The 22,184-nt window shown below is 53.0% G+C and carries 19 protein-coding genes; 12 read left to right on the top strand and 7 right to left on the bottom strand.

Annotated elements, in window-relative coordinates; all coding sequences use genetic code 11:
- Positions 1 to 208 precede the first annotated feature (208 nt).
- The gene (gene acpP, locus LVJ88_RS10910) at positions 209 to 445 is read left to right on the top strand and encodes an acyl carrier protein (RefSeq protein WP_054599558.1); all 237 of its coding nucleotides are present in this window, start codon (positions 209 to 211) and stop codon (positions 443 to 445) included.
- Between the two features lie 171 nt (positions 446 to 616).
- Positions 617 to 1,864 carry a beta-ketoacyl-ACP synthase II gene (gene fabF / locus LVJ88_RS10905; RefSeq protein WP_085417895.1) on the top strand — a complete coding sequence of 416 codons (1,248 nt, stop codon included), beginning with the start codon at positions 617 to 619 and terminating at the stop codon, positions 1,862 to 1,864.
- Positions 1,865 to 2,008: 144 nt separating this feature from the next.
- Here fabF and LVJ88_RS10900 read toward each other — a convergent pair whose 3' ends face one another.
- Together LVJ88_RS10900 and LVJ88_RS10895 are read right to left on the bottom strand one after the other, a co-directional pair.
- Entirely contained in the window at positions 2,009 to 2,194 is a 186-nt protein-coding gene (locus LVJ88_RS10900) for a lipoprotein signal peptidase (RefSeq protein WP_085417896.1), read from the bottom strand.
- The gene (locus LVJ88_RS10895; RefSeq protein ID WP_085417897.1) at positions 2,172 to 3,950 is read right to left on the bottom strand and encodes an extracellular solute-binding protein; all 1,779 of its coding nucleotides are present in this window, start codon (positions 3,948 to 3,950) and stop codon (positions 2,172 to 2,174) included. Before LVJ88_RS10895 ends, LVJ88_RS10900 begins: the two co-directional genes overlap by 23 nt.
- Positions 3,951 to 4,183: 233 nt before the next feature.
- Between LVJ88_RS10895 and LVJ88_RS10890 the strand changes: the two genes are divergently transcribed.
- The gene (locus LVJ88_RS10890) at positions 4,184 to 5,836 is read left to right on the top strand and encodes an ArnT family glycosyltransferase (protein ID WP_085417898.1); all 1,653 of its coding nucleotides are present in this window, start codon (positions 4,184 to 4,186) and stop codon (positions 5,834 to 5,836) included.
- 159 nt (positions 5,837 to 5,995) lie between these two features.
- Here the strand turns inward: LVJ88_RS10890 and glnA are convergent, their stop codons facing one another.
- A complete protein-coding gene (gene glnA, locus LVJ88_RS10885) occupies positions 5,996 to 7,414 on the bottom strand; it encodes a type I glutamate--ammonia ligase (RefSeq protein ID WP_085357683.1) in 1,419 nt (472 codons plus the stop codon).
- A gap of 110 nt (positions 7,415 to 7,524) precedes the next feature.
- Entirely contained in the window at positions 7,525 to 8,106 is a 582-nt protein-coding gene (locus tag LVJ88_RS10880) for a GNAT family N-acetyltransferase (protein ID WP_085417899.1), read from the bottom strand.
- Positions 8,107 to 8,294: 188 nt separating this feature from the next.
- On the opposite strand from LVJ88_RS10880, the gene aroE reads away from it, so the two are divergent.
- Positions 8,295 to 9,110 carry a shikimate dehydrogenase gene (gene aroE / locus LVJ88_RS10875; protein WP_085417900.1) on the top strand — a complete coding sequence of 272 codons (816 nt, stop codon included), beginning with the start codon at positions 8,295 to 8,297 and terminating at the stop codon, positions 9,108 to 9,110.
- Position 9,111: 1 nt separating this feature from the next.
- A complete protein-coding gene (gene mtgA, locus LVJ88_RS10870) occupies positions 9,112 to 9,798 on the top strand; it encodes a monofunctional biosynthetic peptidoglycan transglycosylase (protein WP_085355625.1) in 687 nt (228 codons plus the stop codon).
- A gap of 165 nt (positions 9,799 to 9,963) precedes the next feature.
- Here the strand turns inward: mtgA and rfbD are convergent, their stop codons facing one another.
- Positions 9,964 to 10,827, bottom strand: coding sequence for a dTDP-4-dehydrorhamnose reductase (gene rfbD / locus LVJ88_RS10865; protein WP_085417901.1), 864 nt, complete (start codon positions 10,825 to 10,827; stop codon positions 9,964 to 9,966).
- A 358-nt stretch (positions 10,828 to 11,185) separates the two neighbouring features.
- On the opposite strand from rfbD, the gene LVJ88_RS10860 reads away from it, so the two are divergent.
- From LVJ88_RS10860 to LVJ88_RS10845, 4 genes are all read left to right on the top strand, one after another.
- Positions 11,186 to 11,776: a LemA family protein gene (locus LVJ88_RS10860; protein ID WP_085357673.1), complete on the top strand. Its 591-nt coding sequence runs from the start codon at positions 11,186 to 11,188 to the stop codon at positions 11,774 to 11,776.
- A 92-nt stretch (positions 11,777 to 11,868) separates the two neighbouring features.
- A complete protein-coding gene (locus tag LVJ88_RS10855; protein WP_197273123.1) occupies positions 11,869 to 12,192 on the top strand; it encodes a YnfA family protein in 324 nt (107 codons plus the stop codon).
- A gap of 246 nt (positions 12,193 to 12,438) precedes the next feature.
- Complete coding sequence (locus LVJ88_RS10850) at positions 12,439 to 13,338, top strand: TPM domain-containing protein (protein ID WP_085417902.1); 900 nt, start codon at positions 12,439 to 12,441, stop codon at positions 13,336 to 13,338.
- Positions 13,338 to 13,853, top strand: coding sequence for a TPM domain-containing protein (locus LVJ88_RS10845; protein WP_085417903.1), 516 nt, complete (start codon positions 13,338 to 13,340; stop codon positions 13,851 to 13,853). Before LVJ88_RS10850 ends, LVJ88_RS10845 begins: the two co-directional genes overlap by 1 nt.
- Before the next feature lie 120 nt (positions 13,854 to 13,973).
- Here LVJ88_RS10845 and LVJ88_RS10840 read toward each other — a convergent pair whose 3' ends face one another.
- Positions 13,974 to 15,314, bottom strand: coding sequence for an NCS2 family permease (locus tag LVJ88_RS10840; RefSeq protein WP_172392816.1), 1,341 nt, complete (start codon positions 15,312 to 15,314; stop codon positions 13,974 to 13,976).
- A gap of 400 nt (positions 15,315 to 15,714) precedes the next feature.
- On the opposite strand from LVJ88_RS10840, the gene speA reads away from it, so the two are divergent.
- The gene (gene speA, locus LVJ88_RS10835; RefSeq protein WP_085417905.1) at positions 15,715 to 17,622 is read left to right on the top strand and encodes an arginine decarboxylase; all 1,908 of its coding nucleotides are present in this window, start codon (positions 15,715 to 15,717) and stop codon (positions 17,620 to 17,622) included.
- Positions 17,623 to 17,754: 132 nt separating this feature from the next.
- Here speA and LVJ88_RS10830 read toward each other — a convergent pair whose 3' ends face one another.
- Positions 17,755 to 19,104, bottom strand: coding sequence for a transferrin-binding protein-like solute binding protein (locus LVJ88_RS10830; RefSeq protein WP_085417906.1), 1,350 nt, complete (start codon positions 19,102 to 19,104; stop codon positions 17,755 to 17,757).
- A 64-nt stretch (positions 19,105 to 19,168) separates the two neighbouring features.
- Here LVJ88_RS10830 and LVJ88_RS10825 point away from each other — a divergent pair, with 64 nt between their 5' ends.
- Together LVJ88_RS10825 and LVJ88_RS10820 are read left to right on the top strand one after the other, a co-directional pair.
- Complete coding sequence (locus LVJ88_RS10825) at positions 19,169 to 19,822, top strand: IS1595 family transposase (protein ID WP_244694147.1); 654 nt, start codon at positions 19,169 to 19,171, stop codon at positions 19,820 to 19,822.
- Positions 19,823 to 20,284: 462 nt separating this feature from the next.
- Complete coding sequence (locus LVJ88_RS10820; protein WP_085419014.1) at positions 20,285 to 21,898, top strand: DNA recombination protein RmuC; 1,614 nt, start codon at positions 20,285 to 20,287, stop codon at positions 21,896 to 21,898.
- Positions 21,899 to 22,184 lie beyond the last annotated feature (286 nt).

Raw genomic sequence — 22,184 nt, 5'->3', positions numbered from 1 at the left:
GGCATTCTAAATAAATGAAATTAAACAGAAACCAAAAGGCTCTTGTGATTCAAAATAAGCCTATGCTAATATGCCGCCTAACACCATGCAGTTTAAAACACATGCACAAGGCTGCATTTTTCGATAGAAAACTCTAAAAGTATTCGGTACAATCCGACCGAGTTTAATTTTTTCAAAACCGCCGTAAGGCATATAAGGACCGACCGACATGTCAAACATTGAACAACAAGTTAAGAAAATTGTTGCCGAACAACTGGGCGTTAACGAAGCCGAAGTAAAAAACGAATCTTCTTTCCAAGACGACCTGGGTGCAGACTCTTTGGATACCGTTGAATTGGTAATGGCTCTGGAAGAAGCTTTCGGTTGCGAAATCCCCGACGAAGAAGCCGAAAAAATCACTACCGTGCAACTGGCTATCGACTACATCCAATCACACAGCGCCTAATTTCCGATTGCGCTGGTATAAAATGAATCAGCCTCTGCTGCGGCTTTGCCTGCCAACAGAGGCTTTTTGCCTTATCAGACTTTTATAAACTTTTATAAACACGGTTTCAGACGGCCTGCCTCCGTTTCGACAGCGGGCGGCAGACGTCTAACCCCATAAAGCGAGAACATTATGAGTCAGCGAAGAGTCGTCATCACAGGTTTGGGGCAGGTATCGCCCGTAGGCAACGACATTGCCGCAGCCTGGAGCAACCTCTTGGCCGGGAAAAGCGGTATCGGCACCATTACCCGTTTCGACGCATCCGATATCAGCTGCCAAATTGCAGGCGAAGTAAAAGGCTTCGACATCGGCGAATTCATCAGCCCCAAAGAAGCCCGCCGCATGGACGTATTTATTCATTACGGCATAGCCGCCGCCTTGCAAGCTATTGCCGATTCGGGCTTGGACGATGTAGAGGGTCTCGATAAAGACCGCATCGGCGTGAACATCGGTTCGGGCATCGGCGGTTTGCCCAGCATCGAGGCTACCGGCAAAAGCGTGATGGAAACCGGTGCCCGCAAAATCAACCCCTTCTTTATCCCCGGTTCGCTGATCAACCTGATCGCAGGCCACGTTACCATTCTCAAAGGCTACCGCGGCCCCAGCTACGGCATGGTTTCCGCCTGTACCACCGGTGCCCACTCCATCGGCGATTCCGCCCGCATGATTAAATACGGCGATGCCGACGTGATGATTGCAGGCGGTGCCGAAGGCGCGGTTTGTACGCTCGGCATGGGCGGCTTTGCGGCCATGAAAGCCCTTTCAACCCGCAACGACGACCCCGCCACTGCTTCCCGCCCGTGGGATAAAGGCCGCGACGGTTTCGTGATGGGCGAAGGTGCCGGTATTCTGGTGTTGGAAGAATTGGAGCACGCCAAAAAACGCGGTGCCAAAATTTATGCCGAGCTGGTCGGTTTCGGCATGAGTTCCGATGCCTTCCACATTACCGCGCCTAACGTAGAAGGCCCGGCACTGGCGGTTACCCGTGCGCTGAAAGATGCCGGTTTGAACCCTACCGATGTCGATTATGTGAATGCCCACGGTACTTCCACTCCGCTGGGCGATGCCAACGAAACCAACGCCTTGAAACTGGCTTTGGGCGACCATGCCTACAAAGTGGTGGTGAACTCCACCAAGTCGATGACCGGCCACTTGCTGGGTGCGGCCGGCGGCGTGGAAGCGGTGTACAGCGTGTTGGCGGTGCACAACCAAAAATCTCCGCCGACCATCAATATTTTCGAGCAAGACGTTGAATCCGGTTGTGATTTGGATTACTGCGCCAACGAAGCCCGCGATCTGAAAATCGACGTGGCGATTTCCAACTCGTTCGGTTTCGGCGGTACCAACGGCACTTTGGTATTCAAGAAATTTACAGACTAAAAACTTTTATCAAACGCTCAGGCCGTCTGAAATCATTTCAGACGGCCTGAAATTTTTGCACCATTCAGATAAAGGCCTGAACAAGTTTGATGCCGTCTGAAAGTAAGGTTTGTAAGTTTCGCCAAAACCCAACAAACGAAATTTTCAGACGGCCAGAGACCTTCGCAAAACCCTCAGATGTGGATACAGTTCAAGGCGTAGCAGCACAGCGAGTGCAGACATATCGTATAGATAGGCAAACGAGCGAGCAGCGCGCAACGCAGAAATGCGCCGCAGATGGGGGCAAAGGTCTCGGCCTGCTTTTGTGTCAGCGCTGTATCCAGCCGGCAGTTAACGCCCATTCTATCGCTTGGTAGTATTTGGGATGGCGTTCGGGCACTTTGAAATCATCACGGTAAACCACGCGGTGTCTGTCGCTGTACCAGTTGGGTATGATGATGTATTGGTGGCGCATCACGCGGTCGAGTGCGCGGGAAGCGGCCACGAGTTCGGCGCGGCTTTCGAAGTGTTCGAAATGTTTCAGCAAGGCTTCTACGGCGGGATAGCAGACGCCTGCCCAGTTGTTGCTGCCTTTGGTTTGGGCGGCGGCGCAGCTGAAATAGTTGGCTTGTTCGTTGCCGGGGCTTTCGCTGTTGCCATAAACCACGATGGTCATGTCGAAATCAAAATCGTTCATACGTTTTTGAAATACAGACTGGTCGGCCAAGCGCACGTTCATGCGGATGCCGATTTTGGTCAAGTCGCGCTGCCATTTGGCGGTAATGCGTTCGTAGGTTTTGCCGGGGGAGAGAAATTCGATCACCAGCGGCTTGCCTTGCGCGTCTTTCAATACGCCTTGATGGTAGCGGTAGCCTGCTTTTTCCAACAGTGCGCGGGCTTTGAGCAGGTTGGGGCGCACGCCTAATACGGGGTCGGTAACCGGAGGTTCGGGCACGTTTTGGTCGAATACTGCGGCGGGCAGGTGTGGGCGTACTTTCTCCAGCAGGGCGAGTTCCATGCCTTCGGGCTTGCCGCGTGCAGCGGTTTCGCCGTTGGTAAAGAAGCTGTTGCTGCGGCGGTATGCGCCGTAAAACATACGCGCGTTGATACTTTCAAAGTCGAAGCTCTCTACCAATGCCTGCCTGACGAGAATGTTGTCGAACGGTTTGCGGCGTTGGTTCATCACAAAGCCCTGCATACCGGCGGTATTGTTTTGTTTCCATTCGTGTTTGCGCAGGTTGCGTTTGCTCAAGACGGTATCGGAATAGCCGCGCGCCCAGTTGCGGGCGACGTTTTCCTGCATGAAGTCGTATTGGCCGCCTTTGATGCCTTCGAGCCGTACGCTTTCGTCTTTGTAGTATTTGAAGCGCACGGTGTCGAAGTTATACCGGCCTTTGCGCGTAGGCAGGTTTTGCGCCCAGTAGTGTTTGTCGCGCACAAATTCGCTCAAACGGCCGTTTTCGGTTTTGCTCAGGCGGTAGGGGCCGGAGCCGACCGGCGGGGTGTTGGGCGCGGCGGCCAATCCTTTAGGGTAGCTTTTATGTGAAAACACGGGCAGCTGGCCCAAAATCAAATGCAGTTCGGCGTTGCGCTTTTTGAATCGGAACACGACCGTGCGGGCATCGGGGGTATCTACGCGGGCAACGTCTGCCCAGTAGAATTTATACATTGGTGCGGCGGCGGGGTCTTTGACCAATGTGTTAAACGAAGCGGCTACGTCTTTGGCCAGCACAGGGTCGCCGTTGTGGAAGCGGGCTTTGGGGTGGAGCTTGAAGGTAACGGAGAGGCCGTCTGAAGCGAGCGACACGTCTTCCGCCAGTAGGCCGTACATGGCAAAGGGTTCGTCCATGCCTTTTTCGAGCAGGGTGTCGAGTGTGAGTGTGGTAATGCCTGATTCGTGGTCGCCTTTGAGGGTAAACGGGTTGAGCGTGTCGAATCCGCCGGACAGGGGCATGGTAAACGTGCCGCCTTTGGGGGCGTTGGGGTTCACATAGTGAAACGATTGGAAACCGGCGGGATGGAGCACGGGCTGACCCAATGCCAAACCGTGTGCGGCGGAAACGTAGGCGGCGGGCAGAAGCAGCAATAAGGCAAACAGAGATTTCATAACGGGAAAGGGCGAGTGGTAATGAAGCGGTATTGTAGCGGATATGGCCTGCCAACTTAACCGCTTGCCTGTTTGCTGTGAGAAAAGCAGGATAAAGCCGTCTGAAAACCTGCTTTCAGACGGCCTTGTCCTGCCTGAAACCGTGTTGTCGGAACGTGCCGCCCGTATTCGGTTTACAAGCCGGTGCGGTAATTTGTTACACTTAGCGCAATTTATTTTTCGTTTGTTTTCCCATGTTGACCTACACTCCGCCCGAATCCCGTTCTCCCGCTGCTTCTCGAGAAAAACCGTGGCTTTTGCTGTTGCTGGCATTTGCGTGGCTGTGGCCGGGCATTTTTTCGCGCGATTTGTGGAATCCTGCCGAACCGGCGGTGTTTACGGCCGTCGAATCTTTTTTAAACGGCGGTAAAACATGGCTGCCCGAGGTGCTGGGCAAACCTTATTTCGAAATATCGCCCGTTTATATTTGGGTGGCGGCCGGGTTTCAAAAACTGCTGGCTCCCCATTGGGCGGATGCTTATTCGGCTTCCCGCTTTGCCAGCGTATTGTTTACGGCGGTCGGGCTGGTGTGCTGCGGCAAGGCGGGGTTCCGCTTTTTGGGCCGACATCAGGGTCGCAGCGTGGCATTGATTCTGATCGGCTGTGCGGGCTTGGTAACGATGGCGCACTTCCTCGGCGGCTATGCCGTGGTGTTTGCCGCGCTCGGTATGTGCTTGTATGGCTTCGCTTTGGTGCAGACGCGCGTGATTATGGCATCGCTGCTGCTTGGCGGCGGCTGGGCGTTGCTGTTTACTTCGGCCGGTTTGCTGCTTCCCGTTGCGCTGATGCTGTTGGCGCTGGCTTTGCCTGTTAGCCCGTTGTGGCGGTTTAAGCGTTATTACCTGACTTTGGTCGGCGCGTTGTGTTTTGCGCTGCCGTTGATGGCGGTGTATCTGTTTGCCTTGTCGAAAACCGATGCGGCGGCGTTCCGGTTGTGGACGGGTCAATATATATTCGGCCCGTTCGGCGGCATAAACGGTTTTCAGACGGCCTTTTCGCTGCCGTATTTTCTGAAAAACCTGCTGTGGTTCGCTTTCCCGGCGTGGCCTTTGGCAGTGTGGACGGCAACGCGCACCAAACTTGCGTCTGAAAAGTGGGGTGTGCTTGCAGTAGCATGGCTGGCAGTGATGCTGGTTCTGCTTGCACTGAATCCGCACCGCAACGCCAACCACCTGATTTGGCTGCTGCCGCCGCTGGCTTTGCTCGGAGCGGCGAAGCTGGACGCGTTGCGCCGCGGTGCGGCGGCGTTTATCAATTGGTTCGGCATTATGGCTTTCGGCCTGTTTGCGGTGTTTCTGTGGATAGGCTTTTTTGCCATGAATTACGGCTGGCCGGCAAAACTGGCGGAGCGTTCGCAATATTTCAGCCCGTATTACACGCCCGATATCGACATTATGCCGATGGTGGTGGCAGTTTTGTTTACGCCTGTGTGGTTGTGGGCGATTACCCGCCGCCATATCCGCGGCCGTCAAGCCGTAACCAACTGGGCGGCAGGGGTTACGCTGGTGTGGGCATTGATGATGACGCTGTTTCTGCCGTGGCTTGATGCGGCCAAAAGCCATGCGCCGGTGGTGAAGCAGATGGAAGCCGCACTGCCTGCGGGCTTGGCGCAATCGGTTTCCGAGGGCAGCCAATGTATCGGCGTGGGCGGCAGCGCTGAAACCGCCCGTATCGTGTGGCGGCAATACGGCACGCTGCCGCTGCAAACCGACAATCTAAACTGCCGCTACCGTTTGGTACAACAGCCCAAAGGCAGCGCCGCACCTTCAGGCTGGAACCTGATTTGGGAAGGTGCGCGGCCGCGTAATAAGCAGGAAGGTTTTGCGTTGTTCCAAAAAGCGGAATAGCAATCGGGGCAGGGTTGTTGAATGTTGAGGCCGTCTGAAAAATAATTAATCAGTTTTTCAGACGGCCTCAAGTGAGTTGCCTGTTGATCAAGCACGATCTATGTTGTTCCAACAAAAACACCCCGAACCATGGCGGCTCGGGGCGTTTTGGTATCGGCATTACAGCGAATAATACATTTCAAATTCCAGCGGATGCGGCGCCATGCGGATGCGTTTCACATCTTCCGATTTAAACGCAATGTAGCTGTCGATCCAGTCTTTGCTGAACACGCCGCCGCGCAGCAGAAATTCGTGGTCGGCTTTCAATGCCTCCAAAGCCTCTTCGAGCGAAGCGCACACGGTCGGCACCAATGCGTCTTCTTCAGGCGGCAGGTCGTAGAGGTTTTTATCGGCAGGGTCGCCCGGATGGATTTTGTTTTGAATGCCGTCCAAACCTGCCATCAGCAAGGCGGCGAAGCACAAGTAGGGGTTGGCGGTCGGGTCGGGGAAGCGCGCTTCGATGCGGCGGGCTTTGCTGCTGTTTACCGACGGAATGCGGATGGAAGCCGAGCGGTTTTTGGCGGAATAAGCCAGCTTGGTCGGCGCTTCGAAGTGCGGCACCAAACGCTTGTAGGAATTGGTGGAGGGGTTGGTAATCGCATTCAGGGCTTTGGCGTGTTTGATGATGCCGCCGATGTAATACAGGGCGGTGTCGGACAAACCGGCGTAGCCGTCGCCTGCAAACAGGTTTTGGCCGTCTTTCCAAATGGATTGGTGAACGTGCATGCCGCTGCCGTTGTCGCCCATCAGCGGTTTGGGCATAAAGGTGGCGGTTTTGCCGAAATTGTGGGCAACGTTCAAGATCACATATTTCATGTCTTGCGTCCAGTCGGCGCGTTTCAGCAGAGTGCTGAATTTGGTGCCGATTTCCATTTGCGTGCCGGTGCCGACTTCGGCGTGGTGCACTTCAACGGGAATGCCGATTTCTTCGAGCACGTTTACCATGGCTGAACGCAGGTCTTGGCCGGCATCTACGGGGGCAACGGGGGCGTAGCCGCCTTTCACGAAGGGGCGGTGGCCGGTGTTTTGGCCGTCGAGGTGTTTGCCGCTGCTCCATGCGCCGCTTTCGGAAGTGATTTCGAAGCGCGCTTTGTGCATGTGGGTTTCAAACTCGATGCCGTCAAACACGAAAAATTCGGGTTCGGGGCCGAAGAACGCGGTATCGCCGATGCCTGAAGATTTCAGGTAGGCTTCGGCGCGGCGGGCGATGGAGCGCGGGTCGCGGTCGTAGCCTTGGCCGTTGGCGGGGTCGATGACATCGCAGGTCAAAACGAGGGTGGCATCGTCGTAGAAGGGGTCGATGTAGGCGGTGGAAGCGTCGGGGCGCAGCTGCATGTCGGAAGCCTGTATGCCTTTCCAGCCGCCGATAGACGAGCCGTCGAAAGCTTGGCCGTTTTCAAACCATTCTTCGGGGTCGTCCAAAACAACGCGCGAGGGAATCGTGAAGTGGTGCTGTTTGCCTTTGGTATCGGTAAAGCGCAAATCAACGAAACGTATTTCGTTTTCTTCAATCAGTTTGACAACATCTTTAACAGACATATAAAGCTCCTGCTGGGGAATAGGGAAGATGAACGGATGGAAATTCGGGTGTATTGTGCCATAAGCGGCCTGAAAAAGGCGGCGGCGGCTAAAATAAATTACTGCGGTTTTCAGACGGCCTGATTGGTGTTTGCGGCGGCGGTGCGATGCGGTGGCGGGCCAAGGGTTTTGCGGTAAATGTTTTGGTCGTAGCGCATGTTTCCTATCAGTTCGGCCGCAGTATCGCGCCGCAGCCATACAAAGCCCAAGCGTTCGGCCAAGGCGGTACTGGCTTTGTTGTGCGAGGCGATCTTTAAAACGAAGGTATCGAGCAAATGCGAAAAAGCATCCATCAAGGCTGCCACGCTTCGGCAGGCAATTCCTCGGCCTTGATACGCGGGGCTTAGCCAGTAACCCAATACGGCGGTTTTATGATGCCAATCAATATCGGGATGGAAGCTAACCGTGCCTGCTGCCGACCCGTCAATCTCGATTATCCATACTGCCGCGCGTTTCTGCCGGCGGTGGTTTTCACATGCCAATGCAAACTGTTGTGCATCTTCGGGTGTTCGGTTAAAACGCACCCAGTGCAGAAAAGGCGCTAAATCGTTGCGGTATCGGTCGATAACCTTAAACAAATCTTCGGCATAAGCCGTTTGATGCGGTTTTAAAACAATATCGCTTGATACTTGAATCTCTTGGGTAAGCGGCATTTTATTTTCCCGTGCTACGGTTTTAGGCAGTTCCGGTTTGGTGGGTATTTTAAGGCAAATTGTTAACAATCTTCAACAGCCATGTAGATTTTCGTTGCGGATGCGGTTAACCGGAGGTAATGCAGTAACCACTATTTTTTAAGCTATAATAGCCGCCATTTCAGATTTCAAAACAGCGTTCTACAAAGATGATGACCAAGCCCCGTTATGCCGTGTTCGGCAACCCGATTGCACACAGCAAGTCGCCGCAAATCCATCAGCAGTTTGCCGCGCAGGAAGGCGTGCAGATTGAATATGAACGCATTTTGGCCGAACCGGGTGCGTTTGCCGAGGCGGCGGCACGTTTTTTTGCCGAAGGCGGGCAGGGGGCGAATGTAACCGTGCCGTTTAAAACCGATGCCTACGATTGGGTGGACGAGCATTCCGAACGGGCGCAGGCGGCGGGGGCGGTGAATACGATTATTCCGCTGGGCGGCGGGCGTTTCCGCGGCGATAATACCGACGGCGCAGGCTTGGTGAACGATATTCTTCAGGCGCAGGGCGTGGAGATTGCGGGCAAACGGATTCTGATTTTGGGCGCGGGCGGAGCCGTGCGCGGCGTGATTCCCGTGCTGTTGGCGCAGCAGCCCGCCGCCGTTACCGTTGCCAACCGCACACCGGCCAAAGCGGAAGAGCTGGCGGCGCGTTTCGGTATTCAGACGGCCTCGTTGGATGCTTTGCCGCATCATCATTTCGATATCGTTATCAACGGCACGTCGGGCGGTTTGAGCGGCAGCATTCCCGATGTAGAAGCGGGCGTGTTCGGCGCGTGCGAACTGGCCTACGATATGGTGTACGGCGAAGGTGCGCAGGCGTTTCTGGATTTCGCCCGCCGTTCGGGTGCGCAGAAAACGGCCGACGGCTTGGGCATGTTGGTGGGGCAGGCGGCGTGTGCTTATGCTTTGTGGCGCGGTTTCGAGCCGGACATCAAACCCGTTATCCGATACATGAAAGAGACCGTCTGAAATGATTAAATGGCTGATTGCGCTGCCTTTTGCCGCCTTTATTCTGTTTAACGCCTATGTGTACGGCAACATCATTACCTACCGCGCCGTGGCGCCGCACAAAACCGCGTTTATGAGTATGCGCATGAGCGATTTCCGTGATAAGGGCAAAGACGTGGAACTGGATTACCGTTGGGTGCCTTACGACCAAATTTCCATCAATCTCAAAAAAGCCCTGATTGCTTCGGAAGATGCCAAATTTGCCGCTCACGGCGGTTTTGATTGGAGCGGCATCCGCAACGCTATCAAACGCAACCAGCGCAGCGGCAGAATCCGCGGCGGCGGTTCGACCATCAGCCAGCAGCTGGCTAAAAACCTGTTTTTAAACGAAAGCCGTAGCTACTGGCGCAAGGCGGAAGAAGCGGCGATTACGGCGATGATGGAAGCGACCACCGATAAAGACCGAATTTTCGAGCTGTATTTGAACTCCATCGAATGGGGCTACGGCATTTTCGGGGCGGAAGCCGCGTCGCAGCACTTTTATAAAAAACCGGCAGCCAAGCTGACCAAACAGCAGGCCGCGCAACTGGCCGCGCGTGTGCCGCGCCCGCTGTATTACGCCGAAAACCCGCGCGACAGAGGATTGCGTGCGAAAACGAATATTATTTTGCGGCGCATGGGTTCGGCAGAGTTGCCGGATACGGAGTGAAGCAGAACAGTTTGCTCTTAATTAATCAAGCAATTTAATAACAACTACATACGCTATATTTGCGCTTGCCGAACATAACGAATAAGTTGCCCGATCGAAATGAATCAGGCCGTCTGAAATATAGGGTTTCAGACGGCCTGATGTGTTATGGGCGGCTTCGGCGGATCAATGATTGAGCTTGGCAATCACGTCGGCCAGCGATTTTTGCCAATCCGGTGCGTTGATGCCCAGTTCACTACGGATTTTATTGCAGTCGAGCACGCTGTATTCGGGGCGGAAGGGCGGTTCGGCGCTGTTGCCGCTTTCGGCTTTTAAAACGGGGGCGGTAAACCCGCTGCGCACGTTGGAGGCCGTTTGAAGAATCTGTTCGGCAAATTCCAAACGGTTCACGGGGGCGCTGCCGCAGTAGTGGTATATGCCGCGCGGGAAAGCGTCCATATCGAGTATGTTGATCATGGTTTGCGCCAAGTCGCCCGCATAAGTGGGGCAGCCGGTTTGGTCGTTGACAACCGTTATTTCGGGCTGTGCGGCGGCTTGGTTGAGAATGGTTTTGACGAAATTGCTGCCATATTCGCTAAACACCCACGCGGTGCGGATAATCAGGCTGTCGGGGTTGGCGGCCAAGGCGAGAAATTCGCCGGAGAGTTTCGATTTGCCGTAAGCGCCGGCGGGGTCGGGCGGGGCGGTTTCGGTGTAGGGGGTTTTGCTTTTGCCGTCGAAAACATAATCGGTGGAAATGTGGAGAAAGCGTGCTTTAACGGCGCGGGCGGCGGCGGCAAGGTTGTGGACGGCGCTGCCGTTAACGGCAAAGGCTTTGGCACGCTCTTTTTCGGCTTTATCTACGGCTGTGTAGGCGGCGGTGTTGACCACGGCGTCGGGTTGGAAGCTCTTAACCATGTTCAGCACGGCTTCGGCGTCGGTAATGTCGAGCGTGGCGGAGTCGGCGGCAATCAGCTCCCAGTTTTCGGGGAGGCGGTCTTTGAAGCAGCGGCCGAGTTGGCCTTTGGAGCCGGTAAGCAGAATTCTCATGTAAACAGTTCCTTTGAAGGTTTTCCTTGTTATGGACGTATGGTTTGAGCGGCGGATGCGTTGCTGCGCGGATTATTATAAAGCAAGTTTCGGGCCGTCTGAAAGCGCATGTAGTGTAGCGGCTGCGGCGTCGGCGTTTTGCGGGAGCAACGGGTTTGCCGGTTGAAATGTAAGGAATTGTAATTTCGGCATAAGCTTAGGGAAACAATGCTGATACCGTTTGTCTTAACTTTACGTTTGACAGGAAGGGTTTTGGTTATACTGTCGGGCGGATTTCAGACGGCATGTTGTCTTGCCTTTTCTTTTGGGGTTGAGGCCGTCTGAAAGCGATATTGACGATTAATCACGGAGTAATCTTATGTTGAAAAAATGGCTGGCCGTTTTGGCTGTATTCACATCCCTGTTTTCTTTGAGCGGCTGCGGCTATAACACCATGCAGACGCAGGACGAAGCGGCCAATGCGGCTTGGTCTGAGGTGCTCAACCAATATCAGCGCCGTGCCGATTTGATTCCGAATCTGGTCAATACGGTGAAAGGCTACGCCAAGCACGAGGAAAAAGTGCTGACCGAAGTGACCGAAGCGCGCAGTAAGGTCGGCAGTATTCAGATGACGGCGGAAGATGCCACCAACGAAGAAAAAATGAAGCAATACGCCCAAGCGCAAGGCGAATTGAGCAGTGCGTTATCCCGCCTGCTGGTGGTGTCTGAAAACTATCCGCAACTGAAAGCCGATCAAAACTTCCGCGACTTGCAGGCGCAGCTCGAAGGCACTGAAAACCGCGTGACTTTGGCGCGCAACAACTACATCAAATCGGTGCAAACCTACAACACGACTTTGCGCCAGTTCCCGCAAAACATCACGGCGATGATTTTCGGCATGAAAGCGCGTCCGCAGTTTACGGTTGAAAACGAAAAAGCGGTTTCTACTTCGCCGAAAGTAGAGTTTTAATGTTCGAAGCTGATGCTTTCAGACGACCTCTGTTGAAGCGTGAGGCTGTCTGAAATGTATGTCCGCCTGTGTTTTGACGTTGACGGAAAACGATGCTGAAAACCCTGTTGCTGTTTGTGGCTACGGCTTTGGCGGAAATCATCGGCTGCTACCTGCCTTATGTGTGGCTGCGGCAAAACGGTTCGCCGTGGCTGCTGTTGCCCGCCGCCTTGAGTTTGGCGGCATTCGCTTGGCTGCTGACGCTGCATCCGACCGCCAGCGGCAGAGTGTATGCCGCTTACGGCGGCGTGTATATCAGCATGGCCTTACTGTGGCTGTGGGCGGTGGACGGTGTGAAACCGCACCTCACCGACTGGATAGGCGTGGCTTTGTGCCTGAGCGGTATGGCGGTGATTATGGCGGGCGCGCGCCAGTAGCTTGGGTTGCGCCTGCCGTGTTTTCAGACGGCCTATAGCAAATAAACTTTATTTCTGCTACGGCGTTGCTGCGCCTTAGCTCAAAGAGAACGATTTTGTAAGCCGCTGAAGTGGCAACAGAATCGGTTCCGTACCACCTGTACTGTCCGCGGCTTGCTGCCTTGTATCAAAAATAAGTTTATTTGCTATACAGCATAAGATGAGGCCGTCTGAAAATCTGAAATCTGTTTTGTAAAGAGGAATTCCATGCAATCTGCAATACAACGCTTCGGCGCGTTTCTGGCCATGATGCTGGCGAGCGTGTGGCTGTTTGCCGCCGAGCTGACGCCGGTGCCTGCGCTTACCGCCCCTGTGATGGATACGGCGCAGATGATGCAGCCGCAAGCCAGAGAGCAGCTGAACGCACATTTGCTGCAATACAGCCGCGAAAAAGGCAGCCAGATTATGGTGCTGACCGTGCCGACGATCGAGCCGGAAACGCCGTTTGACTACGCCGCCCGCGTGATGGAAGCGTGGCAGCCCGGCCGAAAAGACATCAGCGACGGCGTGTTGCTGCTGCTGGTGCGCGACGAACGTAAAACCCATCTTGCCGTGGGCCGGGGTTTGGAAGGCGCAATACCCGACGTGTACGCCAAACGGGTTCTCGAAGACGTATTGCGCCCGTATCTGCGTGCAGGCCAAACCGACGAAGGGATTACCGCAGCGGTGGTGCAGGTGGAAAAACTGATTGCGGGCGAGGGTTTGCCTGAAGTCGAGCCGACTGCGTCTTACGCCGATGAAGGCGGAGAAGGCTGGATGATGCTGTTGATTCTGCCGTTTTTTGCCGGCGCGTTTTTGAAAGCCTTGTTCGGCCGTACTTTCGGCAGCTTGGCAACGGGCGGTTTGGTATTTGTTGCCGCGCTTGTGCTGGGCTTGGGCATGTTTGTCGGCATATTGGCCGGATTGTTCGGCACGGTATTGGCTTTTGCCTTGGGCAGCGGCGCATTCATTTCCGGCGGTGGCGGCAGAGGCGGTAGGGGAGGCTTCGGCGGTGGCGGCTTTGGCGGCGGATTCGGCGGCGGCTCGGGCGGTTGGAGCAGCGGCGGAGGCGGATTTAGCGGCGGAGGCGGCGGTTTCGGCGGCGGCGGTGCATCGGGAGGATGGTAATGGAACAAAATAAATTCAAACGCTTATGGCAGCATTGGCTGCATCCGCGCTTTAGGGTGGAACGCTATCTGCCTACTTCTGATTTGCAGCGCATCAGCCGAGAAATCGGTTTGTCGGAGCAAAATCACTGCGGGCAGATACGCTTCGTGGTCGAATCCCGCTACCCCAGTGCCGAGGTGCTGCGCGGTTTGGATACCCGCACCCGTGCGTGGCAGTGGTTCGGCGAGTTGGGGGTATGGAACACAGAAATGAACAGCGGCGTGCTGGTGTATATTTCGTTTGCCGATCATGCGGTTGAAATCGTGGCAGACCGAGGTATCGCAGCTAAAGTCGATGATGCCAACTGGCAGCACGTTTGCCAAACCATGCGCGAAGCTTTCCGCCAAGGTGCGTTTGTAACGGGTTTGGAAAACGGTTTGCGTGAAGTGAACGGGCTGTTGACCGAGCATCTGCCGCGCAGTGAAGGGTGTAGCGGCGGCGACAACGAATTGCCGGACGATGTGGTGTTGAGATAACGGCATTTAATATATGGCGTGCCTTGAAGTGTGAGGCCGTCTGAAAAACAAAAAGGGCAGAATCATCTGCCCTTTTTGTTTGAATGCCTGAACGCATCGGTCGGAATGATTAACGGAGTATCAAGCACCCAAGAACCAGAATTTGGCTGCCCATGCCACGGCCACAATCCATACCATAGGCGGTACTTCTTTAGAACGGTTGCACAGCAGTTTGATTACCGCGTAGCTGATAAAGCCCATGGCGATACCGTCGGCAATCGAGTAGGTGAAGGGCATGAAAGCAATGGTCAGGAAGGCCGGAGCGGCTTCGGTAATGTCGAACCATTCAATTTCAAGCACGCTTCGCATCATTTGCACGCCGATGTAGAGCAGGGCGGGGGCGGTGGCGAAACCGGGTACGGTTTGTGCGAGCGGAGAGAACCACAAACACGCCAGCATCAGCACGCCCACAGTGATGGCGGTCAAACCGGTGCGGCCGCCTGCCGATACGCCTGATGCACTCTCGATATAAGGTGTGGTGGACGACGTGCCCAATACCGCGCCCGCTACGATGGCGGTAGAATCGGCGAACAGTGCTTTTTTCAAGCGCGGCAGTTTGCCGTCAACCAGCAAGCCCGCACGGTGAGATACGCCCACCAGCGTGCCGGTGCTGTCGAACAAATCCACCAGAAAAAAGACGAAAATCACGGCAATCAGGCTGCCGTTAAACAGGCCGTTGAAATCCATCTGCATAAAGGTAGGCGCAATGCTGGGAATAGGTGCCGTAAAGCCTTTGAATTCGGTTAAACCCAAAAAAATGGAAATCAGCGTAACGGCGAAAATGCTGAGAATAATCGCACCGCGCACGCGGAAATAATCCAGCACGATGATCATGAAAAAGCCCAGCAAAGCCAATAAAACCGGCCAGTTGGGCAGTTTCACGCCGTTTTCGATCACATACAGCTCGCCCATTTTCACCAAAGTGGCTTCGCTGGCCACAATCAGGCCCGAGCCTTTCAGCGCAATCAGAGCCAAAAACAGGCCGATACCGGCGGCAACGGCCATTTTCAAGCTCATGGGCAGGGCATTGACCAGCATTTCGCGGATTTTGAAAAAGCTGAACAAAATAAAGATGATGCCCGACATAAACACCGCAGCCAAAGCAACCTGCCACGGCACGCCCATGCCTTTTACCACCGAAAACGTGAAGTAGGCGTTCAAGCCCATGCCGGGGGCGAGGGCAATCGGATAATTGGCCAGCGCACCCATAATAAAACAGCCGATGGCTGCGGAAATACAGGTGGCTACAAACACCGCACCGAAATCCATGCCTGTAGTCGAAAGGATGCCGGGGTTGACGATGATGATGTAGCACATGGTGAGAAAGGTCGTGAAGCCGGCCATAATCTCAGTGCGTATATTCGTGCCGTGTTCGCTTAATTTGAACAGGCGTTCCAACAAGCTGGGTTGAGAGGTATTCATAATGTATATTTAAGTTAAAGAAAGTAAAACGAGCACGCATTATAGCCGATTAGCCCGGGCTTTGAACAAACTTCGAGAGTAAAAAACCAAATCGAAGGCCAATGTGCGGGCTTCTTGCGAACGGCCGGCCTACGGAGCATGCCGTGAGCAAAGAGAGGGCTTTGTACAACAACGTTGTAGAGATTTGCATCGGTTTGTGAATTTCTACAACACGGTTAAACCTCACAGCAGCCTGAAAAGTAATACGCCTTTTGAAGTTTTGGAGACCTACTTTACTCAACCTGTTGTGTAAACAACGCTAGAATTTCCTACAAGTAAGGCCGTCTGAAATTTCCCCGACCCGTCGGCCGCTTATGCTATGATGCCGCCGTTTATCCATCCAGTTTTGAGGGCTTTGAATATGACTTGGTCGGCAGCAGACAGCGCGTCGCTTTACGGTATCCGCCATTGGGGCGACGGTTATTTTTCGGTGGGCGAAAACGGTCATGTGATGGTCAAACCTAACAACAACAGCGACACCGAAGTCGATTTATACGGCTTGGTGGCGCAGCTCAACGAGCGCGGGCAGGATTTGCCGATGCTGTTTCGCTTTCCCGATATTCTGCAAGACCGTGTGGCGCGGCTGTGTACGGCGTTTAACCGTTCCATCCGTAAAAACGAGTATCAGGGCAAATATACGGCGATTTATCCGATTAAGGTCAACCAGCAGGAATCGGTGGTGAAAAACATCATCGTGCCGAAAAACGATCAGGTGTCGATCGGTTTGGAGGCCGGTTCCAAACCGGAACTGATGATTGTGCTGGCGTTTGCGCCCAAAGGCGGCACGATTGTGTGCAACGGCTATAAAGACCGCGATTTCATCCGCCTTGCGCTTATCGGTCAACGGCTCGGTCATGAAGTGTTTATCGTGATTGAAAAAGAGTCGGAAGTGGATTTGGTGATTCAGGAGTCGAGAAATCTGGGCATCAAAGCTAATATCGGCCTGCGCGTGCGTTTGTCGTCGCTGTCGTCGAGCAAATGGGCTGACACGGGCGGTGAAAAAGGCAAATTCGGCCTTTCTGCCGCGCAACTGATTTCGGCGGTGGAAAAGCTCACGGCGGCGGGTTTGGCCGACAATGTGAAGCTGATGCACTTCCACATGGGTTCGCAAATTTCCAATATTGCCGATTACCGCATGGGCTTTAAAGAAGCGGTGCGTTATTTTGCCGAACTGCGCGGGCTGGGGCTGCCGATTGAGTATGTGGACGTGGGCGGCGGTTTGGGTGTGGACTACGACGGTACGCACTCGCGCAATGCCAGCTCCATCAACTACGATATGGGCGAATATTCGCATGTGATTGTGTCGATGCTGGCCGAATATTGCAACGAACACAATATGCCGCATCCGCATATTTTCTCCGAATCCGGCCGCGCGATGACGGCGCATCATGCGGTACTGGTGATGAATGTCACCGATGTGGAGCGGCTGCCCGAGCAAGTGCCGGAAATTTCCGATGCCGAAAATTTGTCGTTTGCCACCAAAAAACTGATTACGCTGCTGGATACCAACGACAGCGAAATGGTAACCGAAACCTATTACCGCGTCGGCCATTATCTCACCGAAGTCACCGAGCAATATCTCGAAGGCAAAGTGCCGCTGAAAGAAAAAGCCTTGGCCGAGCAGCTTCATGCCGTGTTGTGCCGCCGTTTGAAAAACCAGCTTCAGGCGGGCAGACGTTCGCAACGGCAGGTGTACGACGACCTTACCGATAAGCTGGCCGACAAATATTTCTGCAATTTCAGCGTGTTCCAAAGCCTGCCCGACACATGGGCCATCGGCCAAGTGCTGCCGATTATGCCGCTGCACCGCTTGAACGAACGCCCCACGCGCCGCGCCGTGCTGCAAGACTTAACCTGCGATTCAGACGGCAAAATCAGCCAATATGTCGATCAGCAAAGCATCGAATCGAGCATGAGCGTGCATGATTTGAAACACGGCGAGCCGTATGTTTTAGGCGTGTTTATGGTGGGGGCGTATCAGGAAATTCTCGGCGATATGCACAACCTTTTCGGCGATACCGATTCGGTAAACGTGTATGTGCGCGACAACGGCAGCATCGAGTTCGGCGGCATGGAAGAGCACGACACCATTGAAGACATGCTCCACTATGTGCATCTTTCCACCGGCGAAGTCATCAACCGCTTTGAAGAAAAAACCCGCTGGGCGCAGCTCAAATCCACCGAGCGCAAGCTGTTTACCGCCGAATTTTTGCACGCGCTCAAGCAAAGCAGCTATTTGAGTACCGAGCCGGAAGACGTTGACGACTGATAAGCGTTATTCGGAAGGTTTCTATTTTTCTGATGACACGCCCTAATATTCCTGTATAAAACATTTTTGTATAAAAAAACCGAAACCTCTGATTTGAGGTTTCGGTTTTATTTTAACGTCAATCAGTTAACGTTAATCATTCTTGCGGACGCGGTCTGATGCACCGTAAGCACCGTTATAGCCGGCATGTTCGCCGCCGGTGGCATGGTAAACACCGCCCAAATCGGCTGCGCCGTCTCCGAAGAAGCCGCCTTTGGTTTCAATATTGTTTTGCGTACCGCTGAAAGTATTACCCTTAATAACGCCGCCGAATTTCAACGGACTAGGGGCGATTTGTCCGCTGATACCCTGCGGAGTAATGGTTACATCTATGGTTTTCTTGCCGAAATCTACGACGGCATTGGTTTTTGCCCTACGATATTGACCGTCTTTGCCGTAAACTGCATGACCGTCATATGAGTATCTCCCTGAAGTGAGATACATCGACAAGGTCGGCTTACCCTGCACAAACAAATGCGACTGGCCGTCAACGCTATAAACGCCGTAGCGGACGTTTTGGAAAACTCCTTGGCGCTCATCGCCGGTACTGCCTACCCAACCTTTGCCTTCTGCTTTATAGCCGCCGTCAGGAAAATCGCGTTGTGCTAACGGGCGCATACCGATTAGGTTAAGTTTGTCAGTTGACCCACCCAATAAAACAATTTTGGTTCCGTTGACCATCAGTTCATCAAATGTATCGGTTTTAGGAGACTGACCTGTTAGTGTGCCTCCGGTATTATTGATGCTCAATATGATGCCGCCAACTTTATTGGGATCCATATAATCGGCTCTATCTTTACGAGGATGATTGGCTATAAAACCTTTGGCTAAAGCATCTGTGAATGAAGAACTTGCTGCCGGTGGCGCAGGGTTATCGTTGGCTTGATTTTTCTTGGCTTCCTCTTCAGCTTTCTTGCGCTCAGCTTCTTGCTGTTTTGCCAATTCTTCGGCTTTCTTGCGCTCGGCTTCTTGCTGTTTTGCCAACTCTTCAGCTTTTTTAGCTTCTTCGGCTTTTTTGCGTTCGGCTTCTTGCTGTTTTGCCAATTCTTCAGCTTTTTTAGCTTCTTCGGCTTTTTTGCGTTCGGCTTCTTGCTGTTTTGCCAACTCTTCAGCTTTTTTAGCTTCTTCGGCTTTTTTGCGCTCAGCTTCTTGCTGTTTTGCCAATTCTTCGGCTTTTTTAGCTTCTTCGGCTTTTTTGCGCTCAGCTTCTTGCTGTTTTGCCAATTCTTCGGCTTGTTTGGCTGCTTCAGCTTCCTTCTGTTTTGCTAGTTCTTCGGCTTTCTTGGCTGCTTCAGCTTTTTTATCGGCTTCTGTTTGATTTTGATTTTGTTGGGGTGTAGGTGTAGATGAAGCGGATGGTGTAGAACCGCCGCCCGAAGAGCATGCATTCAAAGCAAGGGCGCAGGCGACTGCCGCAACCGTTTGTAAAGATAATTTTTTCATCGAGTAACTCTCTCTATAAAAAAAAGGGGCTGACGTAGATTAGCAGTCATGATAGGCTGCCAAAATGAAGATAACCCACTGTAAGTTAAAGAAGAGTCTGCAAAGAAAACTGCTTGAATATTTTGTATTGGAAGTAACCGCACGTTCTGCTGCCGATATCTTGGGTATTCAGCCCAATACGGCTATTCTCTTCTACCGTAAAATCCGTCTTGTTATCAGCCATCATTTGGCTTTGGAAGCAGATCAGGTTTTTGAGGGCGCTATAGAATTGGATGAGAGCTATTTCGGCGGTAAGCGTAAAGGAAAGCGCGGTAGGGGAGCAGCAGGTAAAGTGGTGGTTTTCGGTATCCTTAAACGTGGAGGTAAGGTTTATACGGTTGTAGTGAATAATGCCCGAAAGGAAAGTTTATTTCCTGTTATTACAAGGAAAATTACACCTGATAGCGTAGTTTATACGGACTGCCTGAGCAGTTACGACGTGTTGGATGTCAGCGGTTTTCACCATCACAGGATTAATCACAGCAAAAAGTTTGCCGACCGACACAACCATATCAACGGCATTGAGAATTTTTGGAATCAGGCGAAACGTGTCTTGCGCAAATACAACGGAATCGACCGAAAATCTTTTCCTCTGTTCTTGAAAGAATGTGAGTTTCGTTTTAACTTCGGGACACCAAGGCAGCAGTTAAAAACTTTGCGGCTTTGGTGTGGTGTTTAGGGCTAATCTACTTCAGCCCCAAAAAAAAAGTGTCAACTTTAAAGATAAAACCAACCGGAAACACGAAGTTGAAATAACGGCTTTGTGTATCTCAAGATACAATAATTAAAATATTGTTATGGTTTTTTAAATTTTAACAAAAGATAAAAACAATTATCAATAACCAATACTTGTTATTCAAATGTTATTAACAATAATTTAAATTATCTTGATAATTGTTTTCAATATTGGTGGTTAATTGTGGTTTGAAGCAGACTGGCTCTAAATGTTAGATTTAATGTGAGTTAATTTGCTCGAGCAGTTTGGTTGAAGGGGAGAGTATCAAGTTATGATTGCTGATTTTTCGGTGGTCTCAAATCATGTGCAGGCACGATCAAAGTAGCTGTTTTATATCTGCTCTTAGGCCGTCTGAAACATGATATAGTGCACGCGCTTTATCATTTTCAGACGGCCTGTTTTATTATGGACACATCTACGCTTTACCTTATTCTCACTGCCCTTGCCGCCGCCTTTCTCGGCATCCTCATCACTTGGCTGATCCTGCGCAACAAACATCAGGCCGAGCAAAGCCGCTTGAACGGCCAGCTTGCGGAGCGCACCCAGCAATACCAGTTCGCCGCGCAAGAGCAGGCCGAGGCGGAAAACGCGCTTGATGCCCTGCAACAGCAATTTCAGACGGCCCAAACCGCCCTTGCCGCCGCCGAAACCCGCAGCAGCCAGATCGAGCCGCTGCAAAACGAGCTGGCGCAAAGCCGCCGCCACGCGCAGGATTTGCAGGCTGAAATGCAGGAAATCCACAGCCGCTTTGCCGCCGCCAAACAGCACATCGAAGGCTTGCAGGCGCGTGAAAGCGAATTAGGCCGTCTGAAAGAAGATTATGCCCGATTGCAGCAAACCGTGGCCGATTTGAACGTGCGCAACGAAAGGCTGCATACCCAAATCGAGCAGGAACGCCTTGCCTCGGAAGAAAAACTCGCTCTGTTGAGCGAAGCGCGCCAAAGCTTAACCGACCAGTTCCAAAATCTCGCCAACAACATTCTCGAAGAAAAAACCAAACGCTTTACCGAACACAACACCGAAAACATCAACCGCCTGCTCACTCCGCTCAACGAGCGCATGGGCAAATTCAGCGAGCTGGTGCAAAGCACTTACGAAAAAGAAGCCAAAGAACGGCTCACGCTTGAAAACGAACTCAAACGCCTACAAACCCTCAACACCCAGCTCCACACCGATGCCAAAGCCCTCACCGACGCACTCACCGGCGTGCAAAACAAAACGCAAGGCAACTGGGGCGAGATGATTCTGGAAACCGTGCTCGAAAATTCAGGCTTGGTGAAAGGGCGCGAATATATTGTTCAAGCGGCCTCCGTGCGCCACGAAGAAGACGGCAGCACCCGCCGCCTGCAACCCGACGTGTTGGTCAACCTGCCCGACAACAAGCAAATCATCATCGACAGCAAAGTATCGCTCACCGCCTATGTGCGCTACACGCAGGCGCAAACGCCCGAAGAGGCCGAACGCGCACTCGCCGCCCACGCCGCCAGCGTCCGCAACCATATCAAGAGCCTGTCGCTCAAGCAATACAGCCATATCGAAGGCGTGAATACGCTTGATTTCGTGTTTATGTTCATCCCCGTCGAACCAGCCTACCTGTTGGCTTTGCAGCACGACGACAACCTGTTTCAAGAGTGCTTCGACAAACGCATCATGCCCGTCGGCCCCAGCACGCTGCTGGCGACGCTGCGCACGGTGGCGAACATCTGGCGTAACGAGCAGCAAAACCAAAACGCTTTGGTGATTGCAGAAGAAGGCGGCAAGCTCTACGACAAATTTGTCGGCTTCGTTACCACGCTGGAAAGCGTCGGCAAAAACATCGAGCAGGCGCAAAGCCAATACCAAGCCGCGTTCAAACAGCTTTCCGAAGGCCGCGGCAATCTGGTGAACCGCGCCGAAAAACTGCGCAAGCTGGGCGTAAAAGCCTCGAAGCAGCTGGAAAAAAGTTTGGCGGAAAAAGCCGGCGGAGAAGCATTGGAGCTGTCCGCAGGCAGCGGAGAAGCCGAATCATCGCCCTTATAACGGCTGTTGTTTGGTAGGGGAGTATAGTTAATCAATTTACTTAATAACACAACCGTCATACTTGGGCTTGGCCCGAGTATCTCCTAAATTTGCTGAACATCACGATACTCGGGTCAAGCCCGAGTATGACGTATGTACTCTTTTTAAGTGGTTCGGTTGTATTTGTAAAAACGGCGGCAGGCATGGCAGCTGCGGCTTGGTACGCTGTCGGCAGCGGTTAGGAATGTTATAATCAACCGGTTCAGTCTTTTTAGGCTTTGAACAGACTCTTAATATGTAATATGGT

Source organism: Neisseria dumasiana (assembly GCF_022870885.1).
Lineage (GTDB): Bacteria > Pseudomonadota > Gammaproteobacteria > Burkholderiales > Neisseriaceae > Neisseria > Neisseria dumasiana.
Note: the sequence above shows the minus strand (reverse complement) of the source record. Positions and strands in the feature narration are given on the sequence as shown.